Here is a 13,306-nt window from a genome sequence, read left to right on the forward strand (position 1 = left end):
GGTGAATAGGTTCGTGACATTCGTGTTTCTCCATAGCCTGCGCAGTTTTCCGAAGGTTGTTCATGGACGGACCGGCAGGTAACGTCTCGCGTGCCGGCTGGGCCGAGCCTTTGCGAAAGGGTCGACACGCTATGACGGTTACTGGTTTCACGCGATATCCGCCCTTCATCGACGACCTTGCCCGCAGTGAATCGGGGCGGCTGCTGCACGCGGAACTCGGACGCCGGTGGCCGGAGTCGACCGACCCGTTGGTCGGCATCGCCCGCTACGCCCTTCTGCCGGCGGGCAAACTGCTCCGTCCGATGATGACGCTGCACGCGGCGGAGGCGGTGGGCGGTTCGCCGGCCGACGTCCTGCCGGCCGCGCTGGGGATGGAGTACCTGCACGTCGCGACGCTCGTGCACGACGACATCATCGACGCCGACACGCTGCGTCGGGGTCGCCCGGCGGTGCCTGTCGCCTTCGGCATCCCCAACGCCATCGTGGTGGGCGACCACCTCATCTTCACGGCCTTCCAGTCCATTGTGGAGTCGGGAGCCGCCGTGCCGGCCGGGCACGTCGCCGCCGCCGTCGCGGCCCTGGCCGAGGCCGGCCGGGACCTGTGCCGGGGGCAGATGCTCGAAACGCAGCTCGTCGGCGACCTCGACGAGGGCGCCCGTAGCTACGCCGAGATGATCCGGCTCAAGACCGGCGCGCTGTTCCGCGCCGTCTGCCACGTCGGCGCGCTGCTCGGCGGTGCCGAACCGCAGGTCGCCGCCGCACTGGCCCGCTACGGCGAGCACCTCGGCGTCGCCTTCCAGATCCGCGACGACCTGCTGTCCTACGTGGCCACCCCCGAACAGACCGGTAAACCGGCCACCAGCGACCTCAACAACGGCCGGCCCACCCTGCCGCTGCTGCTCGCCTACGACGCCGCCACCGACGCCGGCCGGGTGGAACTGATGGCGGTGCTGCACCGGCGCGGGGCCGGCCCCGGGGACGTCGAGTGGGTCGCCGGCCTGCTCGCCGAGGTCGACGCGGTACGCAGCGCCCGCCGGCAGATGGTGGAGCACGCCGAGCGGGCACTGGCCGAGCTGGCCGGGCTCGCCCCGTCCCCCAGCGCCACCGTGCTCGCCGGCATCGCGCACTGGATGACGAGCGAGACGGCGTGAGCGCGGCCGGCGCGGTACGGGCGCTGCGGGCCCACGTCGAGACCTGGCGGCCGTACACCCTGTGGTACGTCGGGCTGGTCGGCCTCGCCGGTGCGGCCCTGGCCGACGGGCCGCACCACCCCTGGCTGCTGCTGTCGGCCTGGGCCGCCCCGACCGCCGGCTGGCTCGGCGGCCACTACCTCGGCGACTACTTCGACCGGGACCTCGACGCCGGCAGCAAGCCGCACCGGCCGATCCCGTCGGGCCGGCTGGCCGCCCGTACGGCGCTGTGGTGCGGCTGCGCCTGCTTCGCCGTCCTCGCGTTGCTGGCGGTGCTCGGTGGCTGGGGCACCATGTCGGCGGCCGTGCTCGCCGGGTTCGGCATCGTCGCCTACAGCCGCTGGTGCAAGGCGCGCGGCATCGCCGGCAACCTGGTCCGGGGCGCGCTCGGCGCGATCGCGCTGCTCTACGGCACGCTGACCGTCGGGCTGTCCCCGCAGCGGCCGTCGGCGGTGCCGGTGCTGCTCGCCTCGATGCTCGCTTTCTGGGCCCACGACACCATGTCCAACCTGGTCGGTGCACTGCGCGACATGGACGGTGACCGGGCCGGCGGCTACCGCACCCTGCCGGTCCGCCGGGGCGCGCCGTTCGCGGTGCGTACGGTGCTGGCCCTCTACGCCGGCACCGTCACCGCCGCGCTGGTCGCCGGGCTGCTGGCCGACCCGGACCGGCGGGCCGGCTACCTGGCGACGCTGGCCGTCGTGGTGGCGCTGGGGGGCGTCGCCCTGGCCCCGCTCGTCGCGCACCGGGCCGACATGCCCGTGCTGGTGGCGTTGCGGGCGCACGCCGTCCTGGTGGTCGAGCGGGTGGTGCTGGCCTCGGCCCTGGTCGGGCTGGGGCTCGGGATCGGCCCGCAACTGCTGCTGGCGGTGCCGATGGTCGCCCTGACCTGGTGGGCGCAGCGGATGATGCGCGCCGGGCACGAACTCGGCACCGGCCGACCCGTGCTGGCGCTGGCCACCCCCCGTCGAGCCGCCATGGAGGACGTGTCATGACCGCTGTGCCCACCGAGGCCCTCGACCGGGCCATCACCCGCGGCGCGGAGGCGCTGCTGCGCCGGCAGCGCCCCGACGGGGTGTTCGGCGACGACCCGCCGGCCTCGGTGCTCGGCACCGCCGGCACGGTGGCCGCCCTGCACGCCGCCGACCCGGTGGGCAGCGCCGACCTGGTCGACGCCGGCACCTCATGGCTGCGTCGGCAACAGCACGACGACGGCGGCTGGGGCGGCGTGGTGGGGGCCGACAGCGAGGTCGTCGCCACCGCTGTCGCGGTCGCCGCGCTGGCCCTGACCGCACCCGGGGCCAGCGCCGAGGCGATCACCGCCGGCCGCGCCCGGCTGGCCGCGATGGGCGGCGTCGACACGGTCACCGACCCGGCCATCTCACTGCTCTGCCGGCAACTGCTCACCATGGCCGGGCTGACCGCCGAGGCGGGTCCGCTGCGCCGGCTACCGCTGGAGATCGTCCTGTTCGACCGGGTCCGCCGCCAGCGCCTGTCGTTCCGTACCGCGCCGTTCATCGGGTTGGCCCTGATGCAGGCCGACCTGCTGCCCACCGGCCGGTTGCGCCGCGCCACCCTGCGGCGGGCCCGTCCGGCGGCGCTGCGGCTGTTGCGCGCGATCTACGACCACGAGGGCCGCACCGGCGCGTTGAGCGAGGACCCGTGGCCCGCCGCCCTGGTGCTGCTCGGCCTGGCCCGCGCAGGCGAGGCCCCCGACATCGCCGCCGCCGTGGTGGGCTGGCTGCGCCGCGCGGTGCGTCCCGACGGCGCCTGGGACGCGGTGGCCAACCTCGACCTGACCCGCTCCGGGTACGCGGTGACCGGGCTGATCGCCGCCGGGTACGCCGCCGACCCCCGGCTGCGTCCCACCCGCGAGTTCTTCCACGCCACCCGGAAGCCGACCGCGTTCACGGTGCTGGACGTGCCCCCGGGCGGGTGGAGCTACTCCAACGTGGGCGGCTGGCCGGTGACGCTGGAGTCCGCCGAGATCCTCTCGGCGCTCGCCGGCTTTCCCGACGCCGACGCCGACCCGGTGCTGCGCGGCGGCCTGGACTGGCTCGTCGGCCGGCAGGACAGCCGGGGCTCGTGGAGCCTGTGGGTACGCGACACCAAGCTCGCCAACGACGGCCCCTGCCCCGCCATCACCAGCCAGGCGCTGCACGCCCTGCACGACGCGGGGCACCCCGACGACCACCCGGCGATCGCCGCCGGGGCGGCCTGGCTGCTGACCGCCGCGCGTCCCGACGGCAGCTACGAGAACCTCTGGTACCGCGACCACACCTCCGGCACGGCGGTGGTGGTGGCGGCGCTGTCCCGGGTCGGCCACGCCCGGCACGACGTGGTCCGGCGGGCGGTGCGCTGGCTGCGCGACACCCAACTGCCCGACGGGTCGTGGGGGCCGGGCGACGGCAGCGCCGGGTCGGTCGAGGAGACCGGCTGGGCCGTGCAGGGCCTGCTGGCAAGCGGTGACCCGGAGGCCACCGACGCGGTCGACCGGGGGGTCTCCTGGCTGCTCGCCGCCGCCGGCCCCGACGGTGGCTGGCCGGCCACCCGGGTCTGCAACTACATCCGCCACCACCTGCGCTACCCCAACGCGGTGATCACCCAGGCGGTCGCGCTGCGGGCGCTCGGTGAGTACCGGCGTGCCGTCGCCGGCCGGGCGGGCGTCACCCCCGGTGCGGTCGCCCGATGAGCGCCGACGTCGTCGTGGTCGGTGCCGGGGCGGGCGGCCTGGCCGCCGCCCGCGCGCTGGGCGCGCGGGGGCTGCGGGTGCTGGTGCTCGACCGGCAACGCACCCCCGCGTCGATCGCCAAGGGCGAGATCCTGCAACCCGAGACGGTACGCATCCTGGACGGCTGGGGCGTGCTGGACGCCCTGCGGGCCACCGGCGCGTGCCCGGTCGACCGGCTGGCCATCCGCGACCCGCAGGGCCGTCCGCTGCTCGCCCTCGACTACGGGACCCTGCCCGGCGGGTACCGGCAGATCCTCTGCGCCGACTACGGCGACCTGCGTGCCGTGCTCGCCGACGGGCTGCCCGCCGGCGTCGAGATCCGGTGGGGGCAGCGGGTCACCGGCCCGCTGCGTGCCGCCGACGGCCGGGTCACCGGGGTCCGGGTCAGCGGCGGCGACGGCGAGCAGGAGATCCGGGCGGCCCTGGTGGTCGCCGCCGACGGGATGTCCTCGCCGCTGCGCAAGGCCGTGGGCATCGACGTCGAGCGGCGGGAGTACCCGCACGGCCTGGTCGCCTTCGACGTGCCCGGGGTCCAGGTGGCCGACGAGGTGTCGGCCTACCGCACCGAGCGGGGCCTGTGCCTGGTCTACCCGCTGCCCGGCGGGCGGTGCCGGGTCTACGTCCAGGTGACCCCGGACGAGTTCCGCGGCCGCAGCACCGCCGACCTGGCCGACTGGTGCGACCGGCTGCTCGCCGGGGTGCCGGCCGTCCGGCCGCTGGGTGCGGCCCTGCGGGCGAACCTGCACCGGCGGCAGCTCCTCGCCGTCTACCGGCTACGGGCGGCACGGTTGACCGTGCCCGGCCTCGCCCTGCTCGGGGAGGCCGCCCACGCGGTGCACCCGATGGCGGCGCAGGGCGTGAACAGCTCCCTCGCCGATGCCGAGACCCTCGCCGCCGGCCTCGCCACCGGTGGGGGCGGCCTGGACGACGCGGCCGTGGACCGGGCGCTGCGCGACTACGACACCGCCCGCCGGCCCCAGCTCGACCACGTCGCCACGGTCAGCCACAACGCCGCCCGCATGATCACCAGCGTGTCGGGGCTGCCCCGGCTGCTCGGGGCGCGGATGATGCGGCGCACCGCGGCCAACCCCCGGCTGCTCGGGCTCACCGCCGGCAACCTGTCCGGCACGAACGTCCGACCGCTGTCCCTGGTCGACCGGATGTACCAGCTCGGGCTGCTCACCGACCGGCACGCCCAGCAACCCGTTCCCGCCGGCCCCGCGACGAAGTGAGCGACGATGACCACTGCCACCCCCGTCGGCACCCAGCCGCCGGCCGACCTGTCGATGAACGAGACGCCGTACCCGCCGTTGCCGAGCATCAGGCGGATCGTCGAGGACGGGGCCGCCGCCCTCCAGCGGTACCCGGACCGGACCGCCGCCGCGCTGCGGGGCGCGCTGTCCGCGCGGTTGGGCGTGGGACCGGAGTCGATCCTCGTCGGGCCCGGTTCGGCCGGGCTGTGCCAGCACCTCGTCCAGGCGCTCGGGCCGCGCCCTGAGGTGGTGCACCCGGCGCTGTCCTTCGAGGGCTACCCGCTGATCATCCGCAACGTCGGGGCCCGGGGCGTGCCGGTGCCGATGGACGGCTACCGCCACGACCTGCCGGCGATGGCCGCCGCCGTGACCGACCAGACCCGCTGCGTGCTGCTGTGCAACCCGAACAACCCGACCGGGGCGGTGCTGCACCGCGACGAGATCGAGGCGTTCCTGGCCCGGATCCCGGCCGACGTGCCGGTGATCATCGACGAGGCGTACCGGGAGTTCGTCACCGACCCGCAGGTGCCCGACGGGATGGACCTGTTCCGTGCCCACGACAACGTCTGCGTCCTGCGCACCTTCTCCAAGGCGTACGGGCTGGCCGCGCTGCGCGTCGGCTACGCGGTGGTGCCACCCCGGGTGACGCCGCTGGCCGGCATGGTGGGCGCGGTGTTCTTCCCGAACAGCCTGGCCCAGGCGGCGGCGGTGGCGAGTCTCGACGAGGCGGTCACCCCCGAGCTGACCCGGCGCTGCGCCGACCTGGCGTCCGCACGGGCCCGGCTGACCGACGGGCTGCGCGAAATCGGCCTCACCGTGGCCCCCAGCGAGGCGAACTTCGTCTGGCTGCCGCTGGGGGAGCGGGCGGCGCCGTTCGCCGAGCGGGCCCGCGACGCCGGCATCCTGGTGATGGCGCTGCCCGGCGCGGGGGTCCGGATCACCGTCGGCACCGACGAGGCGAACGAGCGGCTGTGCGCCGTCGCCCGGACCATCCTGGCCGTCGGCGACTGACGGGTCGGCGGCGATCGACGGGCCGCCGGTGGTCGACGGGCCGGTGATCGCAGGGGCCGGTGATCGACGGGTCGGCGGTGATCGACGGGTCGCCGGCGACTGACGGGTCGGCGGGGCCCGGTCAGCGGGGCCGGATGTCGGCCGGGGTGGGCTCCCAGCCGGTCAGGCAGAGGTAGCGCAGGTCGGGGTCGTAGTCGGCGGTCAGCACCGGCCGGGACCGGTCCGGGTCGGCGGCGAGCACGTCGAGCAGGGTCCACCACGGTCCGGTGACCGGTTGTCCCGGCGGGGCGACGGTCACCCCGTCGGTCGGGTGCGCCGGCCAGGCCGCCGCGAGGTCGACGCCGAGCACCACCCGGGCGTCGGGCCGGCCCGCCGACAGCGCGGCCAGTTCGGACCCGGCCAGCGCGGCGACGTCGCCGGCCGCCACGTCCGGATGCTGGCGGAGCGCCGTCATCCGGGCCGGGGCGCGCACCACGTCGCCGGTGTGCTCCGGCACCGCCCCGGCCGCCGGGGCGGTGCGGTACAGCATGGCGACGGCCTGCTGCCGGGCCGGGGCGGGCGGCGGCGTGCGGTAGGGAAGCACGGCCTGGTCGACGGCGATCAACAGGGCCGTCGTGCGGTCGCCCGGGGACGCGTACGCGTGGGCGAGCCGGAGACCGCTGACGACCGCCGCCGGCCCCTGGTCGCAGACGGCGAAGGAGAGCGGCGTCCCCGGGCAGAGGTGGCTCAGGTAGGTGGCGGTGGCCCGGCCGGGCAGCACGTCGTGCCGGGCGAACGCCAGCACGAGCAGGTCGACCGGTTCCTCCGGCGGCACGAGCGCCCCGATCAGCGCCTCGGCCATCTCCGCGTGGGACCGGCCCAGCGCGTCCTGCCCCGGGCCGTCGGGCAGTTCCAGCCCGTACGGGTGGGTCAGGTCGGCCAGGTAGCGGGCGGACCGGGCCCGCTGGTCCGGATCGTCCAGCAGCGTGGCCGGCCCGGTGAAGACCCGCCGGGCGGCCCGGATCAGGTGCAGGTCGGTCGACGGGACCGCCATCGCGGTGCTCCTTCCCCGGTGTCCGGTTCCCCGGTGTCCGGCCGGCGCGCGGTCCCGGTGGGCGAAGACACCATCGCGGTCTCAGTGGGCGAAGACCATCGCGGCGAAGGTCGCGCCCTCGCCGGCCCCGACCGCCGCGACCAGGTAACGGTCACCCGGGTTCAGCAGGCCGCGGTCGCGGGCGGTCAGGTAGTTGGTGAACGCGTCCGCGCAGAACACGTGGCCGGTCTCCCGGACGTTGTCCAGCAGCACCCGGTCGCGGGGGAACCCGATCAGCCGGCTCAACCGCTGCCAGGTCACCACGTTGACGTTGTGCGGCAGGATCAGCCGGATGTCGTCGAGGGTAACCCCGGCCACCGCGAGGGCCCGGCCGATCACGTCCGCCAGCGCCGGCCGGTACTCGCGCTGGAACTGCGCGCCGGACGCGCCACCGGCGACGTCGAACTCGCCCCGCTGCCGGCACGCGTAGCCGAGCAGCCGGTCGCGGGGACCGTCGAGGCTGACCAGGCACGCCGACGCCCCCTCGCTGAACACGGAGGTCTCCGGGATGAACTGGGCGTCCCGGGTGAACGCCTTCTCGGCGGTGAGCACCAGCGCCAACGGTCCCTCGCCCGGCGCGTGCGGCCCCGGCTCGGCGGCCAGCAGCCGACCGGCCATCTCGATGGCGAGCAGCGCGCTGGCACAGGACTGCTGGGTCAGGGTGAAGGCGACCGCGTGGCCGAGCCCCAGCGCGCGACACACGTCGTGCAACGGGTTGACCGGGTACGGCACGACGACGGGGAACGCCCGCCCGTACAGCACGAACCGGACCCGGTGTTCCTGCCCGCGCAGGGCGGTGAGCCCGGTGGCGGCGTGCCGGAGCAGGTCGGCCAGGGGCCGGTCGGGATCGCGGCGGACCTGGTCGAGACCGTGGAAGCGGCGGAACAGCCGGACCTGCATCTCGGTCAACTCCAGCGGGCCGGCCAGGCTCTCGATCGGGACGCGGTGCGGCGGCAGGTGGACCGCGACCGCGTCGAGCGCCGTCATGCCGCCGGCGCCGGAGTCGACCGGGGACGGCCGGCGACCGGGCCGGGACGCGCCCCACCGCCGGAGGGCACAGTGGACGGTCGGACCCGGGAACGTTGCTCGTCGACCGCCACGGCAGGAATCCCATCAGCGGCGTCCGTCGCTGTCAACGCGTGCCAGAATATCGACGTGGCCCGCTTCCTGTTCGTCGTCCTGCCGGTGGCGTCGCACCTCAACGCCCCGCTCGCCATCGGCCAGGCGCTGCGGGCCGCCGGGCACGAGGTGGCGTGGTGCGGCCCCCGCACCGACCTGCGTCCGCTGATCGGCCCCGACGCGACGCTCTACCCGACCGGTAAGCGGTACTTCCGCCTCGACGGCGAGACCGGCATGGCGTCCGTGCGCAGCCTCTGGGAGGGGCACGTGCTGCCGGTCAACCGGTTCATCCGGGACGCCGTGGACCGGGCGGTCGCCGAGCACCGGCCGGACGTCGTCGTCGTCGACCAGTACGCACTGGCCGGCGCGTTGGCCGCGCACCGGCACGGGGTGCCGTGGGCGACCTTCTGCGTGGGCGCGCTGGAACTCACCCCGCCGGACCTGCCCGGGTTCACCGACTACGTGCGCGCGCAACTGGCCAGGGTCTGGGCGATGACCGACCTGCCCGTCGACGACGCGATCGACCTGCGGTTCTCGCCGTACCTGGTGCTCGGGCTGACCAGCACGGCGCTGACCGGTGCGACGCCGCTGCCGGCGCGGTGCGTGCTGACCGGCCCGGCCCTGGGTCACCGCCCCGACGCGCCGGCCTTCGACTGGGCCACCTGGGACCCTTCCCGCCGCCACCTGCTGGTCACCGTCGGGACGATGGCCGAGCACCTGGCCCGGGACTTCTACCAGCGGATGATGGCGGCGACGGCGGCCCTGGCCGACCAGGTGCAGGTGGTGGTGACCGCCTCGCCCGACGTGCTGCCCGACCCGCCCGCGCACGTGCTGGCCGCCCCCCGGGTGCCGGTGCTGGAGCTGATGCCCCGGCTGGACGCGGTGGTGTCGCACGGCGGGCTGGGCACCGTCACCGAGGCGTTGGCGCACGGCGTGCCGGTGGTCGTCGCGCCGATCCGGCACGACCACCCGACGGTGGCCCGTCAGGTGACCGAGGCGGGCGCCGGAATCGAGGTCGCGTTCGCCTCGGCGACCCCGGCGGACCTCACCGCCGCGCTCACCGCCGTCCTCGACGATCCGGGCTACCGGGCGGCGGCCCGCCGGGTGGGCGAGTCGTTCGCCGCCGCCGGTGGCGCGACCGCCGCCGCCCGGCACCTCGCCGCCCTGGCGGCCCGGCCCATCGACCATTGTCCTTCGGGTACGGCCACACTAGCCTGACCTGACGCACCCGCAGGGGTGTCGCCGTCCACCGTCGACACCCCGTGGGTCGGCACCCCGTGGCCCGGCGTCGTCCCCGTCCGAGGAGGCTCGATGATCGAGGCCACCGGCCTGCGCAAGTCCTACCGGGTCGGCCGTGGCCGCAACGCCGGCACCGTCGAGGCGGTGCGGGGGGTGGACTTCGCCGTGGAGCGGGGCGAGATCGTCGGGTTCCTCGGCCCCAACGGCGCGGGCAAGTCCACCACCATGCGGATGCTGGCCACGCTGATCCGCCCCGACGGGGGCCGGGCGTCGATCGCGGGCGTCGACCTGCTGCGGGCCCCGGCCCAGGTGCGCCGGCAGATCGGTTTCGTGGCCCAGGCCAGCGGCACCTACGACGACTCGACCGCCCGCCGGGACCTGGTGCTCCAGGCCCGGCTGTACGGCTTCGGCAAGGCCGAGGCGCAGCGCCGGGCCGAGGCGGCGATCGGGGCGTTCCAGCTCGACGACTTCGCCGACCGGCGGATCAGGACGTACTCCGGGGGGCAGCGTCGGCGGCTCGACGTGGCGCTCGGGGTGATCCACTCTCCGCAGGTCATCTTCCTCGACGAACCGACCGCCGGGCTGGACCCACCCAGCCGGGTACGGATGTGGCAGGAGGTCCGGCGGCTGCGCGCGGAGGGCATGACGGTCTTCCTCACCACCCACTACCTCGACGAGGCCGACACCCTGTGCGACAGGCTGTCCATCATCGACGACGGCCGGATCGTCGCCGAGGGCACCCCGTCGGATCTCAAGCGGGAGATCTCCGGCGACGTGGTCGCGATCGACCTGACCCGCGCCGACGTGACGGACGGCCCGGCCGACGCCGACCTGACGATCGCCACGAAACTGCTGGCCGAGCAGCCGTACGTGCACTCGTCGGAGGCGGTCGACGGCACCCTGCGGCTCTATGTGGACAGCGCCGCGACGGCGATCCCGCAGATCATGCGCACCCTGCTGACACGGGGGATCGAACCCGGGGCGATCGAGGCCCGCCGGCCCAGCCTCGACGACGTCTTCCTGGCCAAGACCGGCCGCTCCCTCCAGGAGTGACCCGGCCGGTACGAGAGGAGCCGCAGTGAAACTGGTCCGCGACACCTGGCTGATCTTCCAACAGGAGGTCGGTCTGATGGTGCGCAACCCGGTGATGGTGGCGTTCAGCCTGGCCCAGCCGGTCACCTACCTCATCCTGTTCGCCCCTTTCCTCAAGGTGGTGATGGTCGACCGGGGTGCCTCCTCGTACGCCGACGCCTACCGCATCTACGTGCCCGGTCTGTTCGTGGCGATGGGCCTGTTCGGTGGCCTGTTCGCCGGGTACGGGCTGCTCAGCGCGCTGCGCGCCGGCATCATCGACAGGTGCCGGGTGACCCCGGTGAGCCGTACCGGCCTGCTGCTGGGCCGGGCCCTGATGCACGTCTGCCTGAACGTGGTGCAGGCGGTGATCATCACGATCGTGGCGTTGCCGTTCGGGTTGCGGGTGCACCTGGGCAACCTGCTCATCTCGTACGCGCTGCTGTCGGTGATGGTGCTGCTGAGCACCTCGATCTCGTACGACATCGCCCTGCTGGTACGCAACGAGAACAGCCTCGGCGTGCTGGTCAACACCGTCGGCCAGCCGATCTCGCTGCTCGCCGGGGTGCTCATCCCGCTGGTGCTGGCACCACTGTGGATCCAGCAGGTCGCGGTTTGGAACCCGTTCTCCTGGGCCACCAACGGCATGCGGGCGTTGTTCAACGGGCAGCTCACCGAGCCCGTGGTCTGGCAGGGCGCCCTCATCATGATCGTGCTGGCCGCGATCAGCCTGGTCTGGTCGTCGCACCTGTTCAACCGCGAGGTCTCCTGAGCCGGACCGCCGGCGGCCGGGCCGGTGTGACCAGGATTGATGTTGACCATTGTCCGCAGGTGATCGGCGATCTAGCCTGAGCGTGTCCCAGATCGGCTGCTGCGCCGGGGTGCGGTGACCGTGAGCGTGCCAGGTGAGGAGACAACTCGTTGGGTGCCGACAACTTCCGGGCGACGCTCGCGGCCGACATGGAGCTGGGGGCCGGCAACGTGCTGCTCCGGCTCGCCGAACACGGCGCCGACCCGGACCTGCCCCGGGTGACCTTCGACGTCGACGTGGACGGCATCCCCGCCTGGACGCCGCTGTCGCTGGCCACCCTCACCGAGCGGGTCGCCGCCCGCGCCGACTGGTTCCGGCGGCGGGGCGTCGGCCGGCGTGACCCGGTCGCGGTCTACGTGACGTCCGCGCCCGACGTGTTCCTCAACTTCTTCGCCCTCAACCGGCTCGGCGCGATCCCGGCCCTGATGAACGGCAACATGCCGATCGAGTTGGCGGCCGAGTTCATCAGGCGGCTGCGCGGCGTCGGGGTCGTCGTCGACGCCGACCACGCCGCGCTGCGCGAGCACGACCTCGGGGTGCCGATCCTCGGCGACGCCGCCGAGACCGGCACCGGCGACCCCGACCAGGCCCCACCGCACTACCGCCACCACCCCGAGGACCCGGTCGCCATCACCCACTCGTCGGGCACCACCCGGGTGCCGGCCGCGATCGTCCACTCGCACCACGGGCTGTTCGCCGCCATCCGGGCCGTGCGGCTCACCGAGTCCCGCCCGTACGGCGAGGTGCGTGAGCTGTCCGTCCTGCCGGCCGCGCACACCGCCGGCATCATCACGGTCAACCAGGCGCTGTGCAACAGCTACCAGTTGCTCTACCTGTCGGCACAGGGCGGCCCGTTCGCCAGCAGCGCCGAGACGATCCTCGACGCCATCGAACGCTGGCGGCCGACAGGCGTCTTCGGCTTCGCGGTGACCTGGTCCGAGCTGGCCCGCCACGACCTGACCACCCGCGACCTGAGCTCCGTGCGCAACTGGTTCAACACCGGGGACTGCGCCCACGAGTCGCACATCCGGCGGCTGGTCGCCGTGGGCAGCCACCCGGCGTACACCCGGCAGGGCATGGTGGACGTGCCCGGGTCCAAGTTCGTCGACATGCTCGGCTCCACCGAGATGGGCCACGGCGCGTTCCGGATCAGCCACCGCCTCGGCAGCGACCACTACGACCGCTGCGTCGGCAAGCCGTACCCGTTCGCGCAGATCGCCCTGCTCGACGTGACCACCGGCGAGGAGGTTCCCGAGGGGCAGGTGGGGCACGTCGGGCTCAAGTCGCCGACCCTGGCGCTCGGGTACTGGAACGACTCGGTCAACACGTTCCGCACCCGGCTGGGCGGCTACTACCTCACCGGTGACCTGATGTACCGCGACCCGGACGGCAACTACCACCACGTCGACCGGGCCAGCGACGCGGTCGACCTGGGCGACGGCAACTGGCTCTACACGGCGCTGTCCGAGGAACGCATCCTCAAGCACTGCCCCGACGTCCGCGACTGCACGGTCATCGCGGCCCGGGAGGCCGACGAGCGGACCGTCACCGAGGTGCTGCTCGTGCTCGCCGAGGACGCCGACCCGGACCTCGACCGCTCCGACCAGGTCCGCGCCGCGCTCGGCCCGGTGGTCGCCGCGACGCTGCGGCGGGTGGTCACGGTGCCCGCCGACGGCGTGGTGATGGGGCCGACGGGCAAGGTCCGCAAGTTCCTGATGCGCCAGCGGCTGCTGGCCGACGCCGGGGCGGCCAGCACCGGCTGACCCGTCGCCCGCTGCGCCCGCCGTGTGGCCGGGCCGGGCACCCGTC

11 protein-coding genes are annotated in these 13,306 nt (G+C 74.5%); 9 read left to right on the top strand and 2 right to left on the bottom strand.

The genetic code is table 11. The features are described 5' to 3' along the window. The first annotated feature begins 131 nt into the window (after positions 1–131). From ACN261_RS18260 to ACN261_RS18280, 5 genes are read left to right on the top strand one after another with little or no spacing between them, the layout of a single operon-like run. Positions 132–1,151, top strand: coding sequence for a polyprenyl synthetase family protein (locus tag ACN261_RS18260; protein WP_357933093.1), 1,020 nt, complete (start codon positions 132–134; stop codon positions 1,149–1,151). Beyond that, positions 1,148–2,185: a UbiA family prenyltransferase gene (locus ACN261_RS18265; protein ID WP_425851208.1), complete on the top strand. Its 1,038-nt coding sequence runs from the start codon at positions 1,148–1,150 to the stop codon at positions 2,183–2,185. The genes ACN261_RS18260 and ACN261_RS18265 overlap by 4 nt, the downstream gene beginning before the upstream one ends. After that, positions 2,182–3,882, top strand: a complete 1,701-nt coding sequence (locus tag ACN261_RS18270) for a prenyltransferase/squalene oxidase repeat-containing protein (protein WP_425851210.1) — start codon at positions 2,182–2,184, stop codon at positions 3,880–3,882. Before ACN261_RS18265 ends, ACN261_RS18270 begins: the two co-directional genes overlap by 4 nt. Beyond that, positions 3,879–5,153, top strand: coding sequence for an FAD-dependent oxidoreductase (locus ACN261_RS18275; RefSeq protein WP_425851212.1), 1,275 nt, complete (start codon positions 3,879–3,881; stop codon positions 5,151–5,153). The genes ACN261_RS18270 and ACN261_RS18275 overlap by 4 nt, the downstream gene beginning before the upstream one ends. A gap of 6 nt (positions 5,154–5,159) precedes the next feature. Beyond that, entirely contained in the window at positions 5,160–6,185 is a 1,026-nt protein-coding gene (locus tag ACN261_RS18280) for a histidinol-phosphate transaminase (RefSeq protein WP_425851214.1), read from the top strand. A 121-nt stretch (positions 6,186–6,306) separates the two neighbouring features. On the opposite strand, the gene ACN261_RS18285 is transcribed toward ACN261_RS18280, so the two are convergent. Further along, on the bottom strand, positions 6,307–7,218 hold the full coding sequence (locus tag ACN261_RS18285) for a 2-hydroxy-acid oxidase (RefSeq protein WP_421486573.1): 912 nt from the start codon (positions 7,216–7,218) through the stop codon (positions 6,307–6,309). An 81-nt stretch (positions 7,219–7,299) separates the two neighbouring features. Further along, positions 7,300–8,244, bottom strand: a complete 945-nt coding sequence (locus ACN261_RS18290) for a 3-oxoacyl-[acyl-carrier-protein] synthase III C-terminal domain-containing protein (RefSeq protein ID WP_421486574.1) — start codon at positions 8,242–8,244, stop codon at positions 7,300–7,302. A 168-nt stretch (positions 8,245–8,412) separates the two neighbouring features. Here ACN261_RS18290 and ACN261_RS18295 point away from each other — a divergent pair, with 168 nt between their 5' ends. From ACN261_RS18295 to ACN261_RS18310, 4 genes are all read left to right on the top strand, one after another. Beyond that, positions 8,413–9,594: a glycosyltransferase gene (locus ACN261_RS18295; RefSeq protein ID WP_425851216.1), complete on the top strand. Its 1,182-nt coding sequence runs from the start codon at positions 8,413–8,415 to the stop codon at positions 9,592–9,594. Between the two features lie 93 nt (positions 9,595–9,687). Next, positions 9,688–10,668 carry an ATP-binding cassette domain-containing protein gene (locus tag ACN261_RS18300; RefSeq protein WP_425851218.1) on the top strand — a complete coding sequence of 327 codons (981 nt, stop codon included), beginning with the start codon at positions 9,688–9,690 and terminating at the stop codon, positions 10,666–10,668. Between the two features lie 25 nt (positions 10,669–10,693). Continuing rightward, entirely contained in the window at positions 10,694–11,458 is a 765-nt protein-coding gene (locus ACN261_RS18305) for an ABC transporter permease (RefSeq protein ID WP_145918663.1), read from the top strand. 188 nt (positions 11,459–11,646) lie between these two features. Then, positions 11,647–13,260, top strand: a complete 1,614-nt coding sequence (locus ACN261_RS18310; protein WP_421487040.1) for a class I adenylate-forming enzyme family protein — start codon at positions 11,647–11,649, stop codon at positions 13,258–13,260. The last annotated feature ends 46 nt before the right edge of the window (positions 13,261–13,306 follow it).

This window comes from Micromonospora sp. WMMD723 (genome assembly GCF_049863385.1).
GTDB lineage: Bacteria > Actinomycetota > Actinomycetes > Mycobacteriales > Micromonosporaceae > Micromonospora > Micromonospora wenchangensis.

What these genes read in the sequence shown, in the direction of transcription:
- ACN261_RS18260 (WP_357933093.1), top strand. Translation starts at nt 132, where the DNA reads ATGACGGTTACTGGTTTCACGCGATATCCGCCCTTCATCGACGACCTT.
- ACN261_RS18270 (WP_425851210.1), top strand. Translation starts at nt 2,182, where the DNA reads ATGACCGCTGTGCCCACCGAGGCCCTCGACCGGGCCATCACCCGCGGC.
- ACN261_RS18275 (WP_425851212.1), top strand. Translation starts at nt 3,879, where the DNA reads ATGAGCGCCGACGTCGTCGTGGTCGGTGCCGGGGCGGGCGGCCTGGCC.
- ACN261_RS18280 (WP_425851214.1), top strand. Translation starts at nt 5,160, where the DNA reads ATGACCACTGCCACCCCCGTCGGCACCCAGCCGCCGGCCGACCTGTCG.
- ACN261_RS18285 (WP_421486573.1), bottom strand. Translation starts at nt 7,218, where the DNA reads ATGGCGGTCCCGTCGACCGACCTGCACCTGATCCGGGCCGCCCGGCGG.
- ACN261_RS18290 (WP_421486574.1), bottom strand. Translation starts at nt 8,244, where the DNA reads ATGACGGCGCTCGACGCGGTCGCGGTCCACCTGCCGCCGCACCGCGTC.
- ACN261_RS18300 (WP_425851218.1), top strand. Translation starts at nt 9,688, where the DNA reads ATGATCGAGGCCACCGGCCTGCGCAAGTCCTACCGGGTCGGCCGTGGC.
- ACN261_RS18310 (WP_421487040.1), top strand. Translation starts at nt 11,647, where the DNA reads ATGGAGCTGGGGGCCGGCAACGTGCTGCTCCGGCTCGCCGAACACGGC.